At 50.6% G+C, this 24,374-nt stretch carries 21 protein-coding genes; 3 read left to right on the forward strand and 18 right to left on the reverse strand.

Translation table 11 applies throughout. The features are described from left to right. Window positions 1–14: 14 nt before the first annotated feature. Both M1L66_RS21710 and M1L66_RS21715 read right to left on the reverse strand, forming a co-directional pair. On the reverse strand, window positions 15–401 hold the full coding sequence (locus M1L66_RS21710; protein WP_187018827.1) for a NifB/NifX family molybdenum-iron cluster-binding protein: 387 nt from the start codon (window positions 399–401) through the stop codon (window positions 15–17). A gap of 146 nt (window positions 402–547) precedes the next feature. After that, window positions 548–958: a DUF134 domain-containing protein gene (locus tag M1L66_RS21715; RefSeq protein ID WP_434688159.1), complete on the reverse strand. Its 411-nt coding sequence runs from the start codon at window positions 956–958 to the stop codon at window positions 548–550. Window positions 959–1,211: 253 nt separating this feature from the next. Between M1L66_RS21715 and M1L66_RS21720 the strand changes: the two genes are divergently transcribed. After that, entirely contained in the window at window positions 1,212–1,442 is a 231-nt protein-coding gene (locus M1L66_RS21720) for an HPr family phosphocarrier protein (RefSeq protein ID WP_110322177.1), read from the forward strand. An 82-nt stretch (window positions 1,443–1,524) separates the two neighbouring features. Here M1L66_RS21720 and M1L66_RS21725 read toward each other — a convergent pair whose 3' ends face one another. The 9 genes from M1L66_RS21725 to M1L66_RS21765 all read right to left on the reverse strand — a co-directional run bounded on the left by M1L66_RS21725 (window position 1,525) and on the right by M1L66_RS21765 (window position 14,290). Beyond that, window positions 1,525–2,349, reverse strand: a complete 825-nt coding sequence (locus tag M1L66_RS21725) for a hypothetical protein (protein WP_434688161.1) — start codon at window positions 2,347–2,349, stop codon at window positions 1,525–1,527. A 135-nt stretch (window positions 2,350–2,484) separates the two neighbouring features. After that, entirely contained in the window at window positions 2,485–3,858 is a 1,374-nt protein-coding gene (locus tag M1L66_RS21730) for an MATE family efflux transporter (RefSeq protein WP_434688163.1), read from the reverse strand. Window positions 3,859–3,895: 37 nt separating this feature from the next. Further along, on the reverse strand, window positions 3,896–4,849 hold the full coding sequence (locus M1L66_RS21735; protein ID WP_434688165.1) for a GH25 family lysozyme: 954 nt from the start codon (window positions 4,847–4,849) through the stop codon (window positions 3,896–3,898). A gap of 190 nt (window positions 4,850–5,039) precedes the next feature. After that, complete coding sequence (ytvI, locus tag M1L66_RS21740) at window positions 5,040–6,173, reverse strand: sporulation integral membrane protein YtvI (protein WP_187018819.1); 1,134 nt, start codon at window positions 6,171–6,173, stop codon at window positions 5,040–5,042. A gap of 98 nt (window positions 6,174–6,271) precedes the next feature. Then, on the reverse strand, window positions 6,272–7,324 hold the full coding sequence (gene hisC / locus M1L66_RS21745) for a histidinol-phosphate transaminase (RefSeq protein WP_434688168.1): 1,053 nt from the start codon (window positions 7,322–7,324) through the stop codon (window positions 6,272–6,274). A 14-nt stretch (window positions 7,325–7,338) separates the two neighbouring features. After that, window positions 7,339–8,529 (reverse strand): pyridoxal phosphate-dependent aminotransferase, encoded by a 1,191-nt coding sequence (locus M1L66_RS21750; RefSeq protein ID WP_187018815.1) that lies wholly within the window; start codon window positions 8,527–8,529, stop codon window positions 7,339–7,341. 183 nt (window positions 8,530–8,712) lie between these two features. Then, window positions 8,713–12,186 (reverse strand): EAL domain-containing protein, encoded by a 3,474-nt coding sequence (locus M1L66_RS21755; RefSeq protein WP_434688170.1) that lies wholly within the window; start codon window positions 12,184–12,186, stop codon window positions 8,713–8,715. Window positions 12,187–12,410: 224 nt separating this feature from the next. Next, complete coding sequence (gene dapF / locus M1L66_RS21760; RefSeq protein WP_187018811.1) at window positions 12,411–13,268, reverse strand: diaminopimelate epimerase; 858 nt, start codon at window positions 13,266–13,268, stop codon at window positions 12,411–12,413. Then, window positions 13,265–14,290, reverse strand: coding sequence for a D-alanine--D-alanine ligase family protein (locus tag M1L66_RS21765; protein ID WP_187018809.1), 1,026 nt, complete (start codon window positions 14,288–14,290; stop codon window positions 13,265–13,267). The genes dapF and M1L66_RS21765 overlap by 4 nt, the downstream gene beginning before the upstream one ends. Before the next feature lie 144 nt (window positions 14,291–14,434). Here M1L66_RS21765 and M1L66_RS21770 point away from each other — a divergent pair, with 144 nt between their 5' ends. Further along, window positions 14,435–15,274: a helix-turn-helix domain-containing protein gene (locus M1L66_RS21770; RefSeq protein WP_002603155.1), complete on the forward strand. Its 840-nt coding sequence runs from the start codon at window positions 14,435–14,437 to the stop codon at window positions 15,272–15,274. A gap of 105 nt (window positions 15,275–15,379) precedes the next feature. Here M1L66_RS21770 and M1L66_RS21775 read toward each other — a convergent pair whose 3' ends face one another. After that, entirely contained in the window at window positions 15,380–16,165 is a 786-nt protein-coding gene (locus tag M1L66_RS21775) for a choline-binding protein (protein ID WP_434688173.1), read from the reverse strand. A gap of 316 nt (window positions 16,166–16,481) precedes the next feature. Between M1L66_RS21775 and M1L66_RS21780 the strand changes: the two genes are divergently transcribed. Next, window positions 16,482–17,534 (forward strand): DUF4349 domain-containing protein, encoded by a 1,053-nt coding sequence (locus M1L66_RS21780; protein ID WP_187018805.1) that lies wholly within the window; start codon window positions 16,482–16,484, stop codon window positions 17,532–17,534. 40 nt (window positions 17,535–17,574) lie between these two features. Here M1L66_RS21780 and M1L66_RS21785 read toward each other — a convergent pair whose 3' ends face one another. From M1L66_RS21785 to cdaA, 6 genes are all read right to left on the reverse strand, one after another. After that, window positions 17,575–18,588, reverse strand: a complete 1,014-nt coding sequence (locus tag M1L66_RS21785; protein ID WP_187018803.1) for a nucleoid-associated protein — start codon at window positions 18,586–18,588, stop codon at window positions 17,575–17,577. 102 nt (window positions 18,589–18,690) lie between these two features. Further along, the gene (locus tag M1L66_RS21790) at window positions 18,691–19,983 is read right to left on the reverse strand and encodes an O-antigen polymerase (RefSeq protein WP_187018801.1); all 1,293 of its coding nucleotides are present in this window, start codon (window positions 19,981–19,983) and stop codon (window positions 18,691–18,693) included. Window positions 19,984–20,135: 152 nt separating this feature from the next. Further along, window positions 20,136–21,842, reverse strand: a complete 1,707-nt coding sequence (gene ptsP, locus M1L66_RS21795) for a phosphoenolpyruvate--protein phosphotransferase (RefSeq protein ID WP_434688176.1) — start codon at window positions 21,840–21,842, stop codon at window positions 20,136–20,138. 32 nt (window positions 21,843–21,874) lie between these two features. Next, complete coding sequence (locus M1L66_RS21800; RefSeq protein ID WP_002603149.1) at window positions 21,875–22,138, reverse strand: HPr family phosphocarrier protein; 264 nt, start codon at window positions 22,136–22,138, stop codon at window positions 21,875–21,877. A 31-nt stretch (window positions 22,139–22,169) separates the two neighbouring features. Continuing rightward, entirely contained in the window at window positions 22,170–23,510 is a 1,341-nt protein-coding gene (locus M1L66_RS21805) for a CdaR family protein (RefSeq protein WP_434688178.1), read from the reverse strand. Continuing rightward, window positions 23,488–24,360, reverse strand: coding sequence for a diadenylate cyclase CdaA (gene cdaA, locus M1L66_RS21810; protein ID WP_187018795.1), 873 nt, complete (start codon window positions 24,358–24,360; stop codon window positions 23,488–23,490). Before cdaA ends, M1L66_RS21805 begins: the two co-directional genes overlap by 23 nt. Between the last annotated feature and the right edge of the window lie 14 nt (window positions 24,361–24,374).

The following is a 24,374-nucleotide window of genomic DNA, read 5'->3' on the forward strand; positions in this document are numbered from 1 at the left end:
CTTTCTGACACACTCTAGTGATGACAGCTTCCGCCGCCATGATTGCAGTCATGCTCTTCGCCTTCATGGTGGTGGCTGCACATGGTATCAGGATTGTAGGAGAGCGTTCCCTTTAAGAGCGCCTCCACAGCCTGGTCCGCATCTCCGCTCACACCCGGATACAGTTGGATTCCGGCCTCACTCAGCGCATTTCTCGCTCCTCCGCCGATACCTCCGCAGATCAGAGTCTCCACTCCCATCCCTTTTAAGAATCCAGCCAGCGCGCCGTGACCGTTTCCATCGGTTTCCACGACCTCTGAAGATACAACGTTTCCCTCTTCTACCTGATAAATCTTAAACTGTTCGCTGTGTCCAAAATGCTGAAACACACCGCCGTTCTCATACGTTACCGCAATTTTCATGATTCCATCCTCCATTATGATATTCGAGTACTCTCGGAAACTCCTTGTGCTCAGATTTGTGAGATGATTTTTCGTCAGATGTGCACAAATTTACGAGGCGTACACGGCGTGTACGTTGAATAAATTTGTGTGCATATGGCGGAAAATCAGCCACAAAGATGGGCGCAAGGGAGTTTCCGAGAGTGCTCTTGTCCATCACATCTGCGTCCGGGGCAGAGACGCTTTCTGCAGTCCTTTTTACAGCAGCCGCCCGCCCTGGGGCATACCTCATAGTTCCCTCCGCAGATGGAAAGAGCGCTTCCCTCCACCAGCATGGCCGCTATCTTCAACCTCGCGGACTGGTATACGGCCTGAACCGTCGTCCTGGCCACCCCCATCTGATCTGCGCATTCCTCCTGAGTACAGCCCAGGTAGTCGATGAGGCGAATCGTCTCATACTCTTCCAGCGTCAGGGAAATCATCTGGTCCGACTCCGGGCCTGTCCCTGCTTCCAACGGTCCAAACCGCATTCTTCCCGGTATTCCGCATATCCGTCTCGCCTTAACGGGCCGTGCCATATCGTTTCCTCCCTTGTGCAGATGTTATTGACATATGTCATTTATTATAAGGCAATTTTTGACATATGTCAATTATTATCTCTGTATTTCTGTGCTACTCTCTGCTTCAGTTACAGTTCACTCCTCATCAGGGCCGCATATTAACGGTATTTTAGCATGAATCTGCTGTTTCTTAACAACTTCTTATTTGACTTTTCTTTTCATTTCCACTAAAATACAACATACTTATCAATGTATAAAGGAGGTACTTCACATGGGAGAAGTAAAGGTTGTATTCCAGTCCGTCGATGAAGTGATGGATTATTTAAAAGCGCTTGAAGGGTATTCCGGTGATCTTGATTTACAATGTGATCATATGATTGTTGACGGAAAGTCCCTGCTTGGCATTTTGAGTCTTGGAGTCAACCGCCTGCTCAATCTTCAGATTTATTCCGATAATTACGAAGAGCTGATTAAAAAGATTGAATTCTGCTGCCGCGGATAATAATCGGAACAGTTCAAAAAGGTGTGCCGCAGAATCATCAAAACGATGGTTCTCCTGACACACCTTTTCTGCTTTCGTTCCTTCATCGGATCGATCCGATAATTCCGTCCGCCATATCTTTCCGGTATGGATCGTAGACGATCTCGATCATCATAATGGACTCTCCCGACCACCGGAAATACAGATCCTGGTTGAGAAGTCCCGTATAGATTACCGGCAGCTTCGCGTATTCCAGGCCGCCAAGGGTGACCATCTCCACCGCTCCGATCTGCATATACTCGTCGTATCCGCCGAGTCCCTGCCCCATCACCGCGGCCAGCTGTCCGGCATTCATTCCCTTAAACTCCTCGTCCATCTGGTCATACGTCACCACCACCATGGACACCGTCATATCCGGCGCCGCCACCGACAGATCCAGAGTCATGGTATCATCCACGTATAAATCCATATACGATTCCAGCGGCACGAAACCTTCCGGTACTGTCACCTGATAGCCCAGCCGGGGGCTGGTAAACGTCATTCCGTTCCAGCTCCCCGCCGCCGGTGTGACGCCGGGTCCTTCCACCATGGCGCCGTTATCGTCAAAGGTATACTCCTTCCCGTCGATCACACGGGTAGTCCCACAGACCATCGCTCCGGAATCCTCCAGATAATACCAGATCCCCTGAAGCTCTATCCAGCCGGTTTTCATAAATCCATCGGCTCCTATGTAATACCATCGGCCCTGATCCGTAATCCAGCCTTCCGGGGCAAATGTTCCGTCATCCTCCTGGTACTGCCAGCCGATTTCCTTCGTACCGGGGCCCGGCTGTTCTGCGGCCTGATACTGCCATGTCCCTGCCCAGGCCTGTCCCGTACCCAATGTGCCAAACAAAAGCACAGCGGCTGCGGCAATCCATTTTCGCATCACTGCTTTGTTCCTCCTATCCGGACGTGCTCCTGGTACAGCGCTGCATAAGTTTCTGAGTAAAGTAATGCAGTACTAGTGCCTCCCGGCGTAAATACGCCGGTATATAGTGCCTGATATCCGCGTCAGGTGGCACTAGGCTTTCTGCTTACTAAATACCGGTCTCCGGTTGATGATCTTGTCAATGACCAGGAAATAGATAGTCACCGATACGGCTGCGCTGACAAAATCGGAAATAGGTTCCGTGTAAAATATGTATTTGATTCCCATGGTTGCAGGAATCAGAAACGCGCCGCCGAGGAAGATTATCTTCCGGAACATGGACAGTGTAATCGCCACCCGTGCGATCCCCATACCGGTAAACCCGTCCACTACAGTATATTGCGCAGCCAGAGGAATTATGCCTAATGTATAGATTTTAATGGCCCAGACAGTCAGTTCCACATACGTCTCATTCTGTGTGAAGATCCGGACGAAAAACTGGGGAATGGTGTGGGCGATCAGGAACATGACCGTGGTAAACACAAGCCCCAGAACCGCGATATGAACCTCCGCTTTCTTGATTCGTTCCGGCCTTCTCGCACCGTAATTATAGCCCAGGATCGTCTGGGTCCCGCTGGTAATCCCGCCAAGCGGCATGGTGACCATCAGCATGAAGCTCTGAACGATCGTCATACAGGTCAACAGCATATCTCCCTGCTCCGCGCCGCCGTACTTCTGAATCACAGTATTCAATGCGATGATCAGAATATTGTCAAACGCGATGATCAGAAACGGACTTAAGCCGATTAAAAGGACTCTCTTCATGATCTGCCAGTCGTATTCCCCGAAGGTAATCCGCACCGGCGCCCGCTCGCTGAAAAGAAACTTAAGCACGTAAGCACAGGAAGCCATCTGGGACAGCACCGTAGCCACGGCCGCGCCGCGCACTCCCATGTGAAACACAAAGATAAACACGGGGTCCAATATAATATTGCACACCGCGCCGATTAAGACCGACTTCATGCCCACCTTGGCATAGCCCTGGCAGATGATAAACTGGTTCATCCCCGTTGCCAGGAGCGCAAATACCGTCCCCAGCAGATAAATCGTTATGTATGCGTTTGCATAAGGAAACGTGGCCTCGCTGGCTCCGAACCACATGAGCAGATGGTTCTTCATCAGCAGAGCGATCACTGTAATCGCCGCTGACAGCACGGTCAGAAGCAGAAAACAGTTTGCCAGAATCTGTCTGGCCGCCCGCTCATTCTTCTCCCCCAGCCGTATACTCATGAGGGGGGAGCCGCCGACACCCACTAAAAAAGCAACAGAAGAAATAAGGGTCACAATCGGGCCGCAGATTCCTACTCCTGCCAATGCGATTTCGCCTGTTCCGGCGATATTACCGATATACATTCTATCCACAATACTGTAAAACACACTCACAAACTGGGCCAGCATGGAGGGAAACGCAAGCCTCCATACCAGTCCTCTCATATCATCTGAATCTAAATTATTCTCTGCCTTCACCTTCTGTTATCCATCCTGTATCCCAATTTTCTTTCGCTTATTCTGCCATCGCTCCGTCAGGGCCAAAGGTATAAGATGCCCCGTCGATGGTCATAGTCGTGTTGTGAATCATGGCGCCATTGGAATCTAAGTAGTACCACTTACCGTCTACTGAGACCCAGCCGGTCTGTTTCACGTAATTCTTCGTATAATACCAGTTACCGTCCACATGCTTCCAGCCTTCCGCCGGAATCAGTGTTCCGTAATCCACAAAGGAAAATTCGATAGTCACGTCACCGGTGATTCCATCTACCTTTCCCTTATCCGTGCACTGCCATATGGTTCTGTTCTGGCAGTTGTTGATGGTTCCGTACCTCGCATACCAGATATCGTACGGAATCTGGCTGATATCCATGTGATTGGTCAGCCACTCGTTGTTCGCATAGACGACTGGCCGATATCCCGCATCGGATATCACTTTGCAGAATGCGTTAATATTGTCGGTAATCTGCTGCTTCGTCAGACCGTTGTCCAGAAGGTGCTGCGATTCCACATCGTACGCGATCGGGTACGACACCGGATAGTCCCGCACCATCTTTAGCACGTAATTCGCCTCGTCTATGGCGCTCTGGGTGTCGAGTGCCTGTGTGTAGAAAAATACACCGGTCTTAATCCCGTTTTCCGACGCGCCCTGCATGTTCATGGAATAGTAGGGATCCATGTCCTTATAGTATCCGATTCTGATCATGGCGAAATTCACGCCGTCGGCCGCGACCTTTGCCCAGTCGATGCCTCCCTTGTCCGCATTCGCCCGGTTCTGATACTTCGTCACGGTAATACCTTTCTCCAGCGCTCCCGCTATGGGCGCCCCCGACGCGTCCACATACTGACCGTTTTCCTTATCCCACGGCTCTGCCGCTGCCGCCGTAAACGGCACAGCAGCCATCATCATGACGGCCATCAGTCCCGCCGCCAGACGGATTCCTTTTTTCTCATTCCTGATTTTACTCATTCCTTCCTCCAATTCGTTACTAGCACAGCATTGCATAAATAACTGAGTAATAGTGCCTGATATCTGCGTCAGGTGTGCGTCTGCGAAGCGACGGCTTAGTGGACCTACGGCTAGCTTCACAGGCGTGCTCCTGGCGTAGATAGCGGGTGCTATTACTTAGGAATTTATGCAATGCTGTACTAGCTTTCCGTCAGTCCGATTCCCTGCGGAACACATTGATATCGTGAAGCAGTGTCTTCACACTGTAGATCAGGGAATCAAAGGCCCCGAACTCATACAGATTCAGAAACAGCATGCCGATGGGCACCGCCAGGATCATACCTGCGACTCCGCTGATCTTAAAGCCCAGATACAGAAACAACAGCGTTGCAAGAGGATCCAGCCCCATGGTATCGCCTACAATCTTCGGTTCTATAACACGCCTCAGTACCTGTGTGAGCACATAGAGTGCAAGCATCCCCACTGCAAAGGCAGTATCTCCTGAAAAGAGCCTGATCACCGCCCAGGGAATCAGGATCGTCCCGGTTCCCAGCACCGGAAGGAAGTCCAGAAAAGCCACAATAACGGCGATCAGAAGAGCGTAATCGACTCTCAGAACCAGAAGGCCGACAGCAAGCACCACTGCGATCACAAACATGATCTTGAACTGTGCAAGAAAATAGCCTCCCACCAGATGCTTTACATCTTTTTTCAAATACTTATAATACTTCGATCCGCCCTCCGGCATGTATTTCTTAAAGAATTCCAGTATTTTATCGCGGTCCACGATAAATAAGTAGGACGAAAAGATCGTGACAATCGTATATACCAGCGCCGCAGGAATACTCTTAACCACGTTGCCGGCGACGGTCACGGTAGGGCTTGCGATCTTCTGCACTGCCAGGTTCAAATACTCCCCGATATGTCCGAAGAACTGGTTTACGGAGTCTGAAACACTCTGGGGCAGGAACTGCAGGAGCCGTTCTACTTGAATCAGCATCTTCTGGACTTCCACGGAAGCCGATTCATAATACTTCGGGATGTCGCCCACGAAACCGACAGCTTCCGATACCAGCTTCGTAATTACAAAGTAAAGAAGCGTGATAATAAGCGCCAAAACCGCCACCACAATCAGCATGGAGCTGTGCTTTCTCACGATCTTCACCCGTTTTTCCAGAAACTTCACCAACGGATTGGCTATCATCGCAATAATCCAGCCGATGACAAACGGCAGGAAAAACTTCAAAAAACGCGGTCCTATAAAACAGACCAGCCAGATAACAAGCAGGGGTATGACAATATTGAGAATTAACCTGCAGTACTTCTTCCAATTATTCATAATCATCACCTGTCCTCATTATACTCCCCGGCCGGAACCATTACAAGTCAAATGGACGCGCCAGCGTGTCCGTTTGGCTCGTTGCCCGCGGGAATGAAGAAAATCTAAAGATATTTTTTCAAAAAGCGGTACAGGGCATCCATCTCCTCATCTGTTCCGATGGTAATGCGCAGATAGTTGTCAATCCGCGGCTGATTAAAGTACCGCACAAAGATGCTGTTCTGCCGGAGTGCCTCATAGATGTCTTTCGCCATAGCGGTCTCATGGGTAGCAAAGATAAAGTTTGCCATGGATTCAGGGAAGGTAAAGCCAAGTTCCTGAAGCCTTAGCTTCGCCTGTTCTCTCGTACGGATAATCTTCTCCACCGTATCCTGAAAATACGCCTGGTCTTCCACGGCCTTCGCCCCCAGAATCTGGGACGGCATATTCATGGTATAGGAGTTGTAAGAATATTTCACCTCATTTAAGGCGCGGATTAAGGCCGGATTTCCGATGGCATAGCCGATTCTCATGCCCGCCATGGATCTCGACTTACTGAAAGTCTGCACAACCAGAAGATTTTCATACTTCCTCGTCAGCTTAAGCGCGCTGGTTCCGCCAAAATCAATGTAGGCCTCGTCCACAATCACCACAGAGTCCTGGTTATGGGAAACGATATCCTCCACCTCCGAAAGCGGCATATAAAGCCCGGTAGGCGCGTTGGGATTAGGGAAAATAATTCCGCCGTTCTCACGGTAATACTCTTCCTTCACAATCTTGAAATTCTCATCCAGAGCCGGTTTCTCATAGGGTACGCCGAAAAGCTCCGCCCAAACCGGATAGAAGGAATAGGAGATGTCCGGGAAAAGCACCGGCTTATCGGAGTTGAAAAAGGTCATGAACGCCATGGCGATCACGTCGTCAGATCCCACCCCTACAAAGATTTCATCTCTATCCACTTTATAATATTCGGAAAGTGCGTCTACAAGAACCGAGGATGCAGGATCCGGATATTTTCTGAACAGATCGTAATCCATCTCCTTAAGCGCTGCGCTTACGCCCGGCGCTGGCGGATAGGGATTCTCATTCGTATTTAACTTGACTAAATGGCTGCCCCTCGGCTGGTCTCCCGGCACGTAAGGGACTACTTTTCTGATATTTGCCTCCCATGGTTTCATCGCTCTTCCTCCCGTCATGAAAGTCCGTACTCTCCGGCAACCGCTTCAAAGGCCGGCAGAGACCGCTCAATCTGCTCATAAGACACACAATAGGAAATTCTCACATAACCCGGACAGGCAAATGAGGTTCCCGGCACCACCAGCAGGCGGTGCTTCTTGCATACCTCACAGAAAGCCCTGTCATCCGCTTCCGGAGATTTTACAAACAGATAGAATGCGCCTTCCGGACGGATACACTCGAAGCCGAGTCCCGTGAGGCCGTTGTAAAGGAGATTCCGGTTACTGTCATAGGCCTCCACGTTTACCTTCTCGTCTATACAGCGCATGATCACCCGCTGCATCAGAGAAGGGGCGTTCACGCAGCCGAGAACACGGTTGGCAATGGTCGCTGCAGCGATAACTGCCTTCGAATCCTCCAGTTCATCCGGAATCACCAGATACCCGATCCGCTCTCCCGGAAGCGACAGGGACTTGCTGTAAGAGTAGCAGACAACGGTGTTATGGTAGAACGGCGTCACATAAGGCACCTCCACCCCGTCATACGCCAGCTCCCGGTAGGGCTCGTCCGATATCAGCACGATAGAAGTCCTGTACTCCTCCTCCTTTGCCTTCATAACTGCCGCAATCTGTTCCAACGTCTCCGACGAATAGACCACTCCGGTAGGATTGTTCGGTGTATTTATGATAACCGCCTTCGTCCGTTTCGTAATCTTCTCTTTCAGCTCCGAGATATTCGGCTGAAATGAGGAGGTATCCGGGGATACCGCCATCAGCACTCCGTCGTAATTTCTCACATAGGCACCGTACTCCATAAAATAAGGGGCAAATACGATCACTTCGTCTCCCGGATCCAGAACCGTCTTTAAAATAACGTTCATACCGCTGGCTGCGCCCACTGTCATCAGAATATTCTCCAGATGAAACTGTGTGCCGAATCTCCGGTTCAGCGACTGTGCAACCGTATCCCGGACATCCTCGAAGCCCGCGTTGCTCATGTAACCATGGACCATGGTAGACGCTTCTTCCGCCACAATATCCGTAATCGCCCGGTTCACCGCCTCCGGCGCCGGCACATTGGGATTGCCAAGGCTGAAATCATAGACATTCTCCGGTCCGTAGATGGCGGCCAGGCGTTTTCCTTCTTCAAACATGGCCCGAATGGCAGAATTATTCTCAACAAGGGGCCTCATCTTCTCAGCTATCATATCCTCATTCCCTCACTTTTTTCTGAATTTATGGCTGGTACTGCATTGCGTAAACTACCTCGCCAAGTGCTCATAGTATACCATACCAGGAACTTAAGGTCTATAACAAAAATGAAGAGCCAGGGACAGCTTCAGGCGGCTTTTCACACCTGACAATTCCCTGGCTCCCGGTCTCATTTCCGACTAATCCACGATTTCTTCTCCGCATCGCAGGCAGATGCCTTTCCCTTGGGAAGACGCCATTTCAAGCGCCTGCTCCGCCTTTTTGTAAAGATCAGCAAAGTCTGCGCTTCCGTCCGCGGCCATCACATATCCCGCGTTGATGGAAGGCCGGATCTTTGCCGGCTCCAGGGACAACTCCATCTTCATATCCGCCATCAGCTGTTCCAGCTTCCTGCACATATCCCTGCTCCCGATATTTTTACAGAGCACCAGGATCTCATATCTGCTGATCCGGCAGACGATATCCTCCTCACGGAAAAAGCTCTTCAGCTTCTCCACGCTGTTCACCAGGATCCGTTCCCCGCTCATCTGTCCCAGCGCCTCATTCACCTCTGGAAACCCGTAAAACCGAAACAGTGCCAGCGCAGACGGCTGGCCTCTGCGCCTGGATATCCACTCCTTCATCAGGGGAATCCCTGTCTCCCGGTTATGGAGACCCGTCAGCAGATCCGTCTGTGCAGGCCTGCTCCGCTCCAGTTCTTCCAATAGTTTTCTGCATTCTTTTATCTCCTGGCGCAATGCCATGACCTCATCGATATCCAGGATGACTCCATATAAAAATGTGCTGCCATTCCAATGTTTTCGCCTCGCCTGATAGCGGATCCATACATATCCCGCCTTCGCCCGCATACGGAATTCCAGGCTGTATACCGTCTGTTCCTCTGCCATAACAGCGGACAGCACCCGGTCCCGGTCGCCGGGATGGATAAGCGAAACCATCTGATTCTGATACTTCTCCTCCAGCTCACGACCGGTAATTCCGAGAATTTCCAGGAAACGCCCGCTCACGTAGAGAAGCTCCATGTCCTCCGTCCACCGGCAGCAATGAAAACCGCCTGGAACGCCGGAATCCAGAAAGTCCAGTTCGTCGTTCTGCAGCTCAATGGGTTCTCCGGCCGTCTTAAGCGTCTGAGGCTCAAATGCACCTTCATCTCCATTGATATTCAGGACATCCGCAAGAATCCGCTGGGAGGAAGCCAGCCTCTCTTCCTGCCGTTTTACCTTTGTCACGTCGCTGACCGATCCATAGAACAGCCTGTGGTCATCCCTTTCCTTTAAGAAAAAGATGTGCAGGGAAATCCACATCAGCTCTCCGCTCAGTCTGTAGCGCCGTATGATGCCTTCCGATCCCTTCAGCGGATTTCTGTAGGCCGCTTCGAACAGTTCCAGCACCTTGCCCCGGTCATCCTCGTGTATCTGCGCCATAATAAATTTTCTGCGTTCCTCCAGATCGATGGGATTACAGCCGGTCACCCGGTAATACCCCTCGTTCACCTGAAGCAGCTCGATCTTTTCCCCGCAGACATCGTAAAGGGCCATTCCGCCCAGCATATTATTGAGGATTGCCTCGCTGGTCACATCCTTATTGACCAGGTCCTCCAGGCGGAGTTCCTCCAGCTGATGGGCCTGAATGCCGCGGTAATCCACATTCTCTTCATGGAGAAGCAGCGGTTCAAACTGTTCGATCGGCATCGGACGGTAGTAGTAATAGCCCTGCCCGTAAATACAGCCTACATTTCTCAGGAAATCCACCTGTTCTTTTTTCTCCACGCCCTCCGCAATCACCCGCAGCTGCGTCAGTCTTGCCATGCGGACGATGGTCTCCAGGATTCCCATGCCGCGGTTCTGGCTGTACTCGTTCATATCCAGAAATTTAGTGTCGATCTTGATGACATCCACATTTACATCCTTTAACATGTTGAGCGAGGAGTATCCGCTTCCAAAATCGTCCATAAAGACGGTAAAGCCCGCATTCCGCAGATCGATCACCACCTGGCGAATGAGATTGTAATCCTCGGCGTAGGCGCTTTCCGTGATCTCAATGGCCAGGAGCGCCGGATCGATCTCATATCGGCTCGTAAGCTCTGCAAACGTATTCGTAACGTTCATGGAATAGATATCGATTCTGGAGACATTGACCGCGATCGGAATCGGCTTATGCCCCGCCGCGATCCAGTCATGAAGCTTTCCGCACACCATATCCCAGACGTAAAGGTCCAGATTGGTAATAAAGCCGTTGCTCTCCAGAAGGGGAATAAATTCTCCCGGCTGTACGATGCCCCTTACGGGATGGTTCCATCTGACCAGCGATTCCAGTCCGATAATCTTTCCCGTCAGCATATTGCACTGGGGCTGGGCATAGAAGATAAACTCCCGGTTATCCAGGGCCCTCTGAACCTCCGACAGAAGCACCTGGTCGTCCTCCATCTTCTTTTTCATTCCCGCGTCGTACCGCCCCATACGGTTTAAGTAATTTCCCTTGACCGTGGAAAGGGCGATGGAGGCTCTGTCGTACATCATGCTGATGGATAGATTCCAATCCTCTATCTCGTATACACCGAAGGCCGGAAGGAAGCCGGCGCTTCCCCCGTACTGCTTCACAAAATGCTTAATTCCCCACTCCAGATTCCCAAGAACCGACTCATCTCTCGGAATGATGATGGCAAAATCATCGCCGCCCATATAGCCGGCCATGGAATCGCACTGCTTTTCGACTTCTTTTAACTGCTCTGCAATACTGATCAGGAACCGGTCCCCGGCTTCCTCCCCGAACCATTCGTTAAACAGCTTGAAATGCTCAATATCGATGGCGACCATGCTGAACTTTGTGCCGCGCTTTTCCCGGAGAAACTGTTCCGCTCTCTCCAGAAACGGGCCGTACCGGTACAGCCCCATCATGGAATCCTTCTCTTCCAGCCTGCTTCCGCCTCTGTCCGGGGCCGCAGTCTCCTGCTTCTTCTGCTGATCGATGTCCTGGATAAAAACCATGATAACCGTCTTCTCCTGCTCCCCCGTCCGCAGCAGCACGGCAGTCTGGGCCACCCAGCAGTACTCCCCGGACACAAGAAGCTTCCGGAATTCCCCTCTTATGGTGTGGTTATTTCCGCTCAGGCGCTGCGACAGCGTATCAAAATTCCAGAACTCCAGGAAACGCTCCCGGTCCTCCGGATCAATCATATGGTCCGCAACCTCCATACACATGGTATCCAGGCTTCCCTCCATGGCGGGAATCACGTATTTCCCATTCTGATGGAAGAGTATCTTATAGGTATTCTCTGCCAGGTTTAACTCGAACAGCTCTTCATAGACACTGGTCTCCGTCAAATCGTAAAACAGACTTCTGCTCTGCCTGTCCACAACCTTAAAGAGCATCAGCCAGCACCGTCCGCGCCCAGGCCACTCAATCTGTCCCGACGACAATTCAAGCCACTGCCGGTTCACCGCGTCGTAAAACAGAATACGGCTGCAGTCTTCTTTCATAGCAGGACAGCCGCTGCAAGGAGAATCTCCATTACAAACTCCCTGATAACAGGTGTTCCCTGTTCTTAAATTAGGGCAGACAATCTTTGCTGTTTCATTGAAGTAGACAATCCTGTAATCTTCGTCTATAACATAAATGCCGGTACCTTCTCCAGCCACTGGCAATTGATCCATACGTTCCGCCTCTCTGCCGCAGTTAATACCGCCGGCATTCTATCGCAATTATTATCTATTATAAGCTATGGGAGGAGGTACGTCAACAAAACGAAATTGATGTTGGGCGGGGAAAATTGCGGTACATAACGAAAAAGCGGGTGAAATTTGCCCGCATAAAGGTGTATACAGGATACATCCTTGCGGCAAGTTTCACCCGCTTTTCAAGCTGTCAATACCAGGACTCACAGGCTGCGCAGCTGCTCCACCATTTCGTGGGATAAGGTAAATTTTCCGACGTAGCCCACGTCTCCGGTCATCAGGACGGAACCGTCCTCCTCGATTTCCACTTCAAGCACTCCGCCCGGCATATGGACGTACATCTTGGGATCGGTGAGGCCCATCTTGTAGGCTGCTCCGGCGGCGGCGCAGCCGCTGGTTCCGGATGCGAGGGTATAGCCTGCGCCTCTCTCATAGATCTCAATTTCGATGTTGGTTCTGTCCACCACTCTGAGGAGTTCGGTGTTTACCTTTTCCGGAAAACACTCAGCCGCTTCGGAGTGGCGGCCGATGCGGCAGGCCAGATCCTTTGATATATCACTCAGCCAGATCACGCAGTGAGGATTGCCGATGGAGACACAGGTCACCCGGTACGGAATGCTGCCGAACATCATCGTCTCATTTAAGACTTCACGCCTCGGCCCCGTCATCGGGATTTCGTCGCTCCAGAAGCTTAAATGCCCCATGGAAACCTTGATTCTCGTTCCTTCCTCATTCAGGTAGTGGATCTGCTGTTCCCCGCTTAAGGTGTTGACCGAAAAATGATTTTTCTGCACATAGCCCGCGTCCTTTAAGTATTTGCCGAATATCCGGACACCGTTTCCGCTTAACTCCGCCTCGCTGCCATCCGGGTTCAATATCTTCAACGTCATCTTGTCTTCCCCCAGAATCGGGCCGACGAGAAGGCCGTCCGATCCGACGCCGAAATTGCGGTTGCAGATCAGCCGTACCGCCTCCTTTGTGAGCTTTAATTCATTTTTATTCGGATCGAAGATCAGGTAATCGTTTCCGAGTCCATGGTATTTCTCTAATGTAATCTTCATAATGCGGCTCCTTTCCCATTTTTGACAATTGCTTCGCATAATTCCTGATATGTGATTCCGGCTGCCTTCGCCTCCTGCGGAAGAAGGCTGAAAGGCGTCATACCCGGAAGTGTGTTGGCTTCCAGACAGTAGATGGCGCCGTCTCCAGCCATCAGAAAATCGACTCTGGAATAGTATCCCAGTTCCAGAATACGATGGACCGTCAGAGCGGCGGCTTCCAGCCTTGACTCCTGCTTTTCATCGATCCCGGCCGGACAGATCTCTCTGGTCATGCCGGGCTGGTACTTGTTTTTATAATCGTAAAATCCTTTTTCCGGTATGATCTCGATAGCAGGCAGGGCTCTTCCGCCCAGTACGCCTACAGAGAACTCCCGTCCCGTAATCTTTTTCTCCACCAGTACGCGGTCGCCATAGGAAAATGCTGCTTCCAGCGCCGTATGCCATTCTTCTTCCTTGTCTACGATTGTGACTCCCACACTGGAACCGCAGTCCAGAGGCTTTACGACACAGGGCAGAAATTCCGGCTGACTGCATTTTCCCTTTTCTGCAAGATACCAGTCAGGAGTAGCCACTCCGGCCGCCCGCATCAAAATCTTGGAAATATTCTTATCCATTGCCAGTAAACTTCCCATATAACCGCTGCCCGTATGGGGAATTCCGTACGCCTCCAGTACTGCCTGGATCTGTCCGTTCTCTCCTGTGCTGCCGTGGAGCGCGATAAACACCATGTCCGCCTCCCGACATGCCTCCAGAACGCCAGGGCCAATCAGTGATTTTTTCGCACCGGTCTCTGTTCCGAGCAGCTCTAAGTCAGGGGCTTCCCCGCCGATTTCGTAAGCAAAGCCCAGCCCTTCTTCCCTGGTCCTGTAATGAACCCGCTCCCCTGCCTTGATTCCCAGCCAGGGATCCAGGAAAAAGACTTCATGGCCCTGCTCCATCAGCGCATTGGCAATTAAAGAGCCCGAGGACAGGGACACATCCCGCTCCGGACTGTATCCGCCTGCTAAAACAATAATCTTCATGATTAATTCCCTCTTTTGTCATTCATTCTTTTTCTCTATTATAGCCAGCATTATTTATCAATTCTATCGATATTATGCTGTTTTTATTGCATATTGTGTCTATTGCTGTATAATAGAACCGTTGAGGAAAGGAAACAAGAACTTATGACCGGCTACGAAAAAAGAGGGTACTTAAACAGCGACTTTCGGCTGTTCCATTTGACCGATACAAAAAAACAGGATTTTGAATACCACTACCACGATTTCGATAAAATTATCATCTTCATCCGGGGCCGTGTGACATACCGGATCGAAGGCCAGGCGTATGAGCTGCAGCCTTACGATATCGTACTTGTAAGCCATAACGATATTCACAGGCCGGACATCGACCCGTCGGTTCCCTATGAACGGATCATCGTCTATCTCTCCCCCCGCTTCATCACCTCCTACCGTTCCGACACCTACGACTTAAGCGACTGCTTCCATAAAGCGAAGGAGCTGCGTTCCAACGTGCTGCGGATTCATTCGCTGGAGAAGAGCGGACTCTTTAAGACTATCACCGATTTAGAATACGCCTGCGCCCACGATGGATACGCCAAAGAGCTGTACTGCCAGGTGGTATTTCTGGAGTTCATGATCAAATTAAACCGCGCCGCCCTGACTGGACGGGTGGAATACATCTCCCCCGGCACCGGCGACCGCAGAATCTCCGCAGTCATGGAATACATAGCCGGGCATCTGACAGAGGATCTGACCGTAGATCAGATCGCCGACGCCGCTTATTTGAGCCGCTACCATCTGATGCACCTGTTCAAACAGGCCACAGGCTATACCCTTGGTAATTACATAACCGAAAAGCGCCTTTTACTGGCGCGGGATCTGCTTCGCAGTGGGACGCCCGTTACCAGTGTATGCTTTGACTGCGGCTTTAAAAACTATTCTACATTTTCCAGGGCGTACAAAAAATACTTTGAATCCACCCCCTCCGATGCGAAAAAGACGTAAAACAGGCAGCCTGGATAACAGGCTGCCTGCCAAAAGGGCATACCGCTTCGCCCGTGCGTAATTCTTATCCTGTCTTCTGTTTGGAATCCAGCCGTTTGGAATCCATCAGTTTGGAATCTTCATTGTGTGAAGAATATCGTCAATCTCCTGCCATCTCGATGGAATAAACACGGTCTCAATCATCAGTACATAGGAGCCGCAGCGTTTGAAATAGACATCAGCAATTCCCTCTTCACTCTGTATTAATGTGATCTTTGCGAACCCCAGATCGTTGAAGGAAGCGCCGATGACATCGCTTTCGCTTCTATAAATATATTTAAAGTAATAGGCCAGTTCCTCATCCGACCAGTTTTCCCCGTCCAGCTCAGACATATTGATAATGGCGGTGACGATGATACTGTTGCCGTCGGGCGCTGACGCCACCATGTCATACTGTGCCTCCTCCGGCAGAGAGACGGTATTCCCCGAAACAGCCTGATAGGAATCCGGCAGTGTAATCTGGTATCCAACCAGCCGGTTCACGTAGGTCGTCCCGTTCCAGCCGTCATTCAGCCGTACCTGAGGCTGTACCCACGCTCCGGAACCGTCAAACGTATAATCGGTTCCCCCGATATTCCGGGTTGTGCCAGAAACCATGGCCCCCGTATTCTCATCAAAATAGTACCATACTCCGGCGCCGTCCTGGAACCAGCCGGTCTTCATAAAGCCGTCCTGCTCCACGTAATACCAGCTTCCCTGGTCCTCTACCCACTGGGCTGCCGCATAGCTGCCGTCATCGTTGTGATACTTCCATCTTCCCTCCTGATTCTCCCAGGTTCCGGCAAATGCCGATGATGCCATTACCGCACTGAGCGCCGCGGCAACAACAGCGGTCCTCCACTTCTTCCCCATATATTACTCCCTTCCCCGCACCGGAACCTTCCGATAATCCCAGCGCGATTCCTTTTTCTATAAGTCTATGGTACCGCCTTTTATATAGACTGTCAAGTATGCTTTCTTTCTCTTTTATTTCGTCTTTGCAGATTTGTTTTTCATTTTTTCTTAATATTGTTTCCAAACATCTAATGTTTTCTTAATCCTTTATTACTTTCGTTGCAATCCATTTTCTGCCATGGTATTCTCTTACTAGGGCGTAGCGGAAAATTACTTTCTGTCATCTGTACGCCCTGAAACCAAATTTAATCCATTCTCAGGGAGGAGAATTATTATGAAAAAAGTGGTTTCACTTATGATTCCGCTCTTTGCCGCTGTGATCGGAATCACCGCATGCGGCTCGGGCAGCAAATCTTCAATGGTAGCAGAAGCGACAGCGGCATACACAGAGGCAGCCGCCGAAACCGTGTCAAACACCTCTGTGACCTATGACTCTGCATCTCAAAAATCCGAAAGCGGTTCTGGCGGCGAACTGGAGATGGATGCGTCAGGTACTCCGCTCCTGCCAGAAGGGCGCAAACTGATCCGCAACATCACGATGCAGGTGGAGACGGAAGAATTCGACAAGATGATCTCCGGCATCAATGCCAAACTGTCTGAAGCAGGCGGCTACATCGAACAGTCCGATATCTCCGGCACCAGCTTGAACTATCGCGGAGAGCCTGTTCCCCGGTACGGCAACATCACCGCGCGCATCCCCAACGATAAACTGGACCGTTTCGTGGGAGCAGTCAGTGACAGCGGTAACGTCACCAACAAATCAGAGTCCACGCAGGACGTAACACTCCAGTACAGTGACGTGGAAAGCCGGAAAAAGTCACTGGAGATCGAGCAGGAACGCATCTGGCAGTTTTTGGAGAAGGCCGAGTCCATCGATACGGTCATCACGCTGGAACAGCGGCTCTCTGATATCCGCTACCAGCTGGAATCCATGGAGTCCCAGCTTCGCCTCTACGACAATCAGGTGGATTACAGTACCGTCTATTTAAGCATTTCAGAAGTGACGGCCTACACGCCTGTCACACCGGAGACAACCGGAGCACGAATTAAAAACGGGCTCGCAAAGAATTTCGAGTCCATCGTCACAGCCCTGACGAATCTACTGATCCTCTTCATCACCACATGTCCTTTCTGGATTCCGTTAGCCCTACTCACGGCTATTGTTATTTCCATCGTCCGGCGCCATAACCGGAAGGTCGACAGGATCTATGCGGAAGAAAAGGCAAAGAGAGCCACCGCGCAGAAGACCGGGGATTTGACGGATCAGGGATCGGATAAGGAAGATCGCAAATCGGGTAAGGGATCGGACGAGAATATGGATTCGTAAACAATAAATACATAAATGACATTATAAAACGTCGGGAACATTACCTGCTGGTAATGCTCCCGATGTTTTTAATCAGCACGGATATGCTCCCATCCGCGTTCGTAATAAATTCCACAGAGTTTCTGTTCTGATATTCCTCCATGGGAATCTTAATCTCGATACCGGTATCGGTGGTCAGATACTGTTTTTCGAATTTTTTGGTGGTGGATGGGTTCTGAGGTGTCACCTGTTTTTCCGAAAGATTGTATTTTTCCATCTTCTCCGTAAATTCTTCCTTCAGTTCCGGTTTTTCGTGGAAAATCTTTTCCGCTACGGTTGGAATGTCGATGCTGCCCTGCTCCGCCAGCTCCTGGCTTAAGATGCTCTTCGCCTCCATGTGGGCTTCCCACTGCTCAGACTCATCATAATATCCCTTCTGCACCTGTTCCACTGCCTTGGTTACGATCGAGAGCTCCGTTTTCGGAGACATGCTGCCGTGGCACTGCAAAAACATCTGGGAGAAGTAATTGGTCTTCACCCCGTTGACCTCATACTTTTTTTCCATCACACGCAGTGAGTAATCATTTAAGTCGATCAGGCACGCCTCTGTCAGCTTCTGATTTTCCGCCGGAAGAATGGCGTTCTGGCGGATAATGTCGTTGCAGTTTCCATTTTCCGTATAGTTCGTCATATGAGTATAGGAGGACTTATAGTTCATCTTAAGCAGGGCGATTCCGCACTGCTGTCCCGCGTCGTACCGCACTACCATCAAATCCGCGGACGGAATCTCAATGTTGGAATACATGATGTCAAACAGCTTCTGGGCGATCTCCTGAGACTTCTGGATAAACGTGTCCTCATCCATCTCCGAGACCATCTGGTAAACCGGGGAATCCCCGTCAAACTGGCAGGATTTTCCCTCGTCGCTGGTCATGACCCGGTAAATATGGCTTCTCACAAAATCGGAAAAATCGGATCCGTGCTCCAAAAGGCCCCCTGACATCACCGCCGTCCCCACGGTGGAATCCAGAATATGTATGATGACGTGTGTTACTCTGATATCTTCTTTTTCCATTGCTTACTCCTCTTTCTGTAAATATCTGCAATACAAAATTGTTCGAAGGCACTTAGTGCCGGAGAACAGGCGAAAGACACGGGGTTATCCCGCCTCTCAGGATTACCCGTGTCTTCCGTCATTACGCCAGGAGCAGAAGCCCCATAGCAGGCCTGTAATAATCAAATAAAACCAGGTGGCCGGATTGCTGAACCATGTGGTGAAGAAGGACAGCACCAGATACATCGCAAACTGGGCATAAAACAGATAGCCCACCGGATTGCGTATCCGCTTCATCATTCGGACCAGCAGAAATGCAACCGCGCCCAGAATGCAGGCAAACAGAACAACGCCGATGATTCCAAAATCATAGAAGGAATCGTAAAACAGCGTGACCGTCGTCAACTCCTCCTTCGTCACATAGATTGGAAAATCCACCAGGGAGGGAACCAGGAACTTCAGTCCGGTCAGCGCCCACAGGGGGAACAGCATCCGAAGGCCGAAGGTATGGGATGGTAGCCATTCCACCATACAGTTAAAGTTATCGTAGTTATTGGCAATATACATATAAGGCTGTGTGACAAAGATCGGCATCTCGCTGTTCTTCATCTGGAAGATTCCATTTAAATACGAAACGTCATGGCCTCTCGCATAGGTCAGCAGCACATAGATGGGAATCATTCCCAGCACGAGGCCTATAGCGTAAGATATCTTCAGCCGGTTGTCCATGGCGATATACGTAAGTACTGCCAGCCCTACAGCCAGAATCAGCTGGAAACGGGACACACAGAGAACCGGAATCGCACAGGCGATCAGATCCATGAGGATCACCAGCATCATACGCACGCCGTTCCGCCCCTGCTCGATACAGAAATAGAGCACGGACAGCGCCGGCACCAGGACGCATGAAACCGTAAAATAGTGAACTCCCGTGATATGGAAGGTCGAATACGCATGCGGCACGCCCCGTACGAAAAACGGAACGAATCCCAGGATCAGGGCCTCTGCCAGAAACGCCCCCAGGGACACCGCGGTAACGATGACCATGGACCAGAACAGCGGCCTCTCATAGCCCTGAAAATTAAACCATCTGGAACGCTGGCCTCCCGACTCTCCCTGAGCCCTCATCAGGAACTCATACGTCACCCAGAAGCCTAAAAGCGCCACCAGGAAACAGAGCCATGTGACTATATTCCAGTCCGACGACAGCTCAGACAGCTTCAGACACGCAATCCCCTGTCCTCCAACCCAGAACAGGGAGAAAAGCCCGCGAAGATGAATGATATTCTCCGTCCTCTTATAATCGTACCAGTACAGCCAGACAGCCGCCAGGATAAGAACAAGGCCCGAAAGCCAGTAATACCCCGCCCTCGCAAACAGATAACTGGCTGCGTAACAAATCAGATATACACCCATATTAGTTTGTCTCCTTCATCACAGGAAGGCAGCCGCCAATGCGACAGCTGCCTTCCTTTCAGGATTTTATAATTCGTAAATTCAGCTTGAGATTGCAGTGCAGCCTATGAGCGCTTCGTTCAACCCCGCAGTGCACCTCGACTACGCTCCGCTCATTGCAGTTCGCGCATGTATGCCTCAACTTCTTTGGTTGTCACAAACGACATTGCCTTATCTGCAATTGCCTGCAGTTCTGCGATGCTGTAGCCTGTGATCAGCTTTCTTGCGTTTAAGACCGCGGAAGCGCTCATACTGAACTCATTTAAGCCAAAGGCCAGCAGCAGCGGAATCATCAGCGGATCGCTGGCCGCTTCGCCGCACATGCCTACCATGATGCCCTCCTTGCGGCCGCACTGGATGATGTGGCGGATGCTGCGGAGTACAGCCGGGTTTAACGGGGAGTAAAGGTAGGATACCTTGTCATTTCCTCTGTCTACCGACATGGTGTACTGTGTTAAGTCGTTTGTTCCGATGCTGAAGAAATCCACTTCCTTCGCGAACGCATCGGCCATTAAGGACGCGGCTGCGGTCTCCACCATGATACCCACCTGGATATCCTTCTTATAGGCGATTCCCTTTAAATCCAGCTCTGCTTTCACTTCTTCGATCATAGCCTTCGCTTCCCGGAATTCCTCCAGGCATGTTACCATCGGAACCATAATCTTTATATTGCCGAACGCACTTGCGCGCAGAAGCGCACGAAGCTGCGGTCTGTATACATCTTCCCTGCGGTCCAGGCAGAAACGGATGGCCCGGTAGCCCAGGAATGGATTTTCATCTTTCTTTAATCCCATATATGGAATCTCTTTGTCGCCGCCGATATCCAGTGTACGGATAATCACAGGCTTGCCGTTCATGGCAATGGCTACCTTCTGATACGCCTCAAACTGCTCGTCCTCAGTCGGCATGGAATTCCGGTCCATAAACAGGAATTCCGTACGGAACAGGCCAATGCCTTCTGCGTCGTACTGAAGAACCTTGTCCACATCTTCCGGTTTGCCGATGTTGGCAACCAGTTCGATGGTCACTCCATCCTTCGTTACGGTTGGCTTGCCGATGTACTGGTCCAGTTCCTTCTTTTCTTTTAAATAAGCGGTTCTCTTTGTCTCATATTCCGCAGTGACCGTTTCCTCCGGATTCACGAATACGATTCCTTCCGATCCGTCCAGAACCACAGTATCTCCGTCCTTTACATTGTTTATGAACCCCTCTACCGCAACCACCGCCGGGATCTCCAGGGCTCTTGCCAGAATCGCGCTGTGAGAGGTCTTTCCACCTAATTCCGTTACAATACCACATACATTGTCCGGATTGATACCGGCCGTCATGGATGGGGTTAAATCCTTTGCAACGATGATGCTGCCAGCCGGCAGTGAGGCGATATCCACGGAACTGACACCGAGTAATATCTTCTGCATACGTGTCTTGATATCACGCATATCGGTTGCTCTCTGCTGCATCAGCTCGTCTCCCATGGACGCGAACATATCGGCATACATGTTGCAGACGTTCTCGATCGCGTATTCACTGCACGCATTCTCCCCTGCGATCGTGTTCTCTATCTCGCCTGTCAGCATCGGATCAGAAAGAAGCATTAAATGACCGTTTAAAATCTCGGCCTCCTTCTCTCCCACTCTCGTAGCCAGATCCTTAGCCAGAGCATCCGTCTCCTCCATCGCCTGATTTAGGGCCGCATGGAAACGTTCCTTCTCAGCCGCTGCATCGGAGATCGTCTCCTTCTTAATCACCAGTTCTGTCTCTTCCACGATAGCGGCTTTCCCAATGCCGATACCCGCAGATGCGCTTGTTCCTTTCATCATAACAAGACCTCCTTATTAATTATAAAATAAATTTATTCGCCCAGTCCGTCTTCGACAGCCTGAACCATGGCAGCCAGAGCCTCTTTTTCGTCCACTCCCTCACAGACGAATTCAATCTCATCGCCGCTTTTTACGCAGGCGCCCAATACGCTGAGCACGCTCTTTGCATTGGCGGTGGTATTTTTAAAACGAAAATTCACCGAAGACTTGAAGTTCATAGCTTCCTTACAAAGAATCCCCGCCGGCCGTAAATGAAGGCCGGTAGGATTCTTTATGACAACTTTAGCACTGACCATATTCTATCCCTCCACACATCGTTACTGATTCTTATTCTGCTGCTTTTTTTGAAGTACCGGCGGTTGCTGGTTCATCCGTCTCCTGGTCAGCTGTCGTCTGTCCAGGACCTTCACTCTCATCCTCGTTATCAGAGACAACCGTCACTTCAAAGTCAGAATAATTCACCACTTCAAACCCTTCTCCCACCTCGAAGGTAAGCTTACCTGCATGGGTTCCAGGCTCCAGTCCGGTCATATCGAGCGCGGCATTCAAATCCTTAATATCCAGTGTATCCAAATCTTCCTTCAGCCCCCTGACCGTCACATCCACGCTGTCCTTGCTGAAGGTATACTCATAATCAGGGTCTGAACCACTGCTGGCTAAATCGGCCAGCTTAAGAGTGTAGGACTTTGTCGTCAGCGGTTCTACCTTTAAGGTAACCGTCACCTGGCTCTGGGCATTCGGTGCGATCGTCGTGCTCGGAGGCAGATAATCGTTCAGATCAAGATGGATCACCTTGTCTGTAGTCGCTCCGTCGATGGTAAGCTTGTCATCGACAACAGAAAGCGCATTGACAGACGCCAGCACTGACTTCGTCGCAACCACAGGAACAACTTTCAAGTCGCTCTCCACTTCTGTGAACCGGTAGCCGGGGGCCACAGTTCCTTTCACTTCGAAATTCAGTGTCAGTTCCTTGGCCTTCAGGATCGCCATGTTATAATGGATGTTTTCCGGAGTAATCGTCAGTTCATCTCCGAGATCCGTCAGTTCTTTATCGTTCGCGTCATAGCACTTGGGCGTTACGTAGCCATCTAAGTCCGCGTTGGCTCCTTCCCGGTTAATCTCAATACCGATCGACGCAATCTTGCCAATCACGGATTCCGGCGCGCGCGCCACCACGTAATCGGAGGACAGGGTGGTAATTCCTGACGCGTAGCCGTCTTCCACCTCTCCTACGTAATTCACCTTTAAGTCAAACTTCTTATTCTGCATGGCTTCCGTTTTCACATGGAGAACCATTGGCTTCGCCGTCACTTCCCCGTTTCTGATCAGGGATACCTTGTTTTTATTCACCTCTATGGTGACCGGCACCGCGCCTGTCACATCGTTATAGTCCTTTAAATCAATATACGCGCTGAAATCGGATTCCCGGAACAGCGAGCTGTTTCTCGTGTTTACCTGGTAACTTACTGTAACGCTGTCCTTGCCGATAATTTCATACGTCAGATTGGCATTATCCAGGATTTCCTTATTACGGACATCCACCGGGATTGTAAACGGCTGTCCGGAAACAACGGGATTAGAAATGTTGACAATCGCCATCCAGATAACAAAGGCAAGAACGAGAGAAACGACTTTCAGGCCGAGATTATTTAGCAATTTTTCCTTCATTTTTCCGCCTTCCCTTCAATATCTTAAATCTGCTGCCTTCTCCTTCCACGTGTTTGATATCCATAAGCAGCTCCCGCAGCGCATCCGCGTCAACCGCGCGCTTTAATCCGCCTTCCGAAGCGACAGAGACACGCCCCGTCTCCTCAGAGACCACGATGGTCAGACTGTCTGTTACCTCGCTGACGCCAACCGCGGCACGGTGCCTCGTTCCCAGTTCCTTGCTGATGGACATGTTGTCGGACAGCGGTAAATAGCATGTCGCAGCCGCCACCCGGTTACCGTGTATGACCACCGCCCCATCGTGGAGTGGTGTGTTGTGTTCGAATATATTAATCAGAAGCTGGCTTGACACCAGACCGTTAATCTCAATGCCGGTTCGTTCGATCTCCTTTAAGGAGTCGCCGCGCTCTATCACCATGAGTGCTCCCGTCTTTACCTTGGCCATCTCAAAAGTAGCTTTCACCAGCTCGTTGATCGTCCGGTCGGTAAATGCGGAATTGTCCTTTCCGTCATCAAAGGTAAGAATTCCTGTAAGCGGGTTTCTGCTTCCCAGCTGTTCCAGCGCCTTTCGAAGCTCCGGCTGGAAGATCACGATCGCCATCGTCACTGCCGGCGTCGCTATCGTATTTAAAATCCACTTGATATTATCAAGACGGAAGATATAGGTCAGCACATAGAAAAACAGTATTAACAGAATTCCTTTTAAGAGAGTCCAGGCTCTCGTATTCATAATCCAGACAAGCAGCTCATAAAGCAGTATCGCTATGATAATAATCTCAACGAGATTCGTCTTGGTTATCCTTGGTAAGAAAGAAACCCAGGAATATAATCCATCTATAATATCTGCCACGAAAGTCCACCTCC

This window comes from Hungatella sp. SB206 (assembly GCF_051132295.1).
Classification (GTDB): domain Bacteria; phylum Bacillota; class Clostridia; order Lachnospirales; family Lachnospiraceae; genus Hungatella; species Hungatella effluvii.

Excerpts from the sequence above, each read along its gene's own strand:
- dapF (WP_187018811.1), bottom strand. The coding sequence starts at position 13,268 with ATGAAGATTACATTAGAGAAATACCATGGACTCGGAAACGATTACCTG.
- ptsP (WP_434688176.1), bottom strand. The coding sequence starts at position 21,842 with ATGATGAAAGGAACAAGCGCATCTGCGGGTATCGGCATTGGGAAAGCC.
- M1L66_RS21780 (WP_187018805.1), top strand. The coding sequence starts at position 16,482 with ATGAAAAAAGTGGTTTCACTTATGATTCCGCTCTTTGCCGCTGTGATC.
- M1L66_RS21805 (WP_434688178.1), bottom strand. The coding sequence starts at position 23,510 with ATGAAGGAAAAATTGCTAAATAATCTCGGCCTGAAAGTCGTTTCTCTC.
- M1L66_RS21765 (WP_187018809.1), bottom strand. The coding sequence starts at position 14,290 with ATGAAGATTATTGTTTTAGCAGGCGGATACAGTCCGGAGCGGGATGTG.
- M1L66_RS21720 (WP_110322177.1), top strand. The coding sequence starts at position 1,212 with ATGGGAGAAGTAAAGGTTGTATTCCAGTCCGTCGATGAAGTGATGGAT.
- M1L66_RS21800 (WP_002603149.1), bottom strand. The coding sequence starts at position 22,138 with ATGGTCAGTGCTAAAGTTGTCATAAAGAATCCTACCGGCCTTCATTTA.
- hisC (WP_434688168.1), bottom strand. The coding sequence starts at position 7,324 with ATGAAACCATGGGAGGCAAATATCAGAAAAGTAGTCCCTTACGTGCCG.
- M1L66_RS21790 (WP_187018801.1), bottom strand. The coding sequence starts at position 19,983 with ATGGGTGTATATCTGATTTGTTACGCAGCCAGTTATCTGTTTGCGAGG.
- M1L66_RS21715 (WP_434688159.1), bottom strand. The coding sequence starts at position 958 with ATGGCACGGCCCGTTAAGGCGAGACGGATATGCGGAATACCGGGAAGA.
- M1L66_RS21770 (WP_002603155.1), top strand. The coding sequence starts at position 14,435 with ATGACCGGCTACGAAAAAAGAGGGTACTTAAACAGCGACTTTCGGCTG.
- M1L66_RS21735 (WP_434688165.1), bottom strand. The coding sequence starts at position 4,849 with ATGAGTAAAATCAGGAATGAGAAAAAAGGAATCCGTCTGGCGGCGGGA.
- M1L66_RS21725 (WP_434688161.1), bottom strand. The coding sequence starts at position 2,349 with ATGCGAAAATGGATTGCCGCAGCCGCTGTGCTTTTGTTTGGCACATTG.
- M1L66_RS21785 (WP_187018803.1), bottom strand. The coding sequence starts at position 18,588 with ATGGAAAAAGAAGATATCAGAGTAACACACGTCATCATACATATTCTG.
- M1L66_RS21750 (WP_187018815.1), bottom strand. The coding sequence starts at position 8,529 with ATGATAGCTGAGAAGATGAGGCCCCTTGTTGAGAATAATTCTGCCATT.
- ytvI (WP_187018819.1), bottom strand. The coding sequence starts at position 6,173 with ATGATTATGAATAATTGGAAGAAGTACTGCAGGTTAATTCTCAATATT.
- M1L66_RS21755 (WP_434688170.1), bottom strand. The coding sequence starts at position 12,186 with ATGGATCAATTGCCAGTGGCTGGAGAAGGTACCGGCATTTATGTTATA.
- M1L66_RS21710 (WP_187018827.1), bottom strand. The coding sequence starts at position 401 with ATGAAAATTGCGGTAACGTATGAGAACGGCGGTGTGTTTCAGCATTTT.
- M1L66_RS21775 (WP_434688173.1), bottom strand. The coding sequence starts at position 16,165 with ATGGGGAAGAAGTGGAGGACCGCTGTTGTTGCCGCGGCGCTCAGTGCG.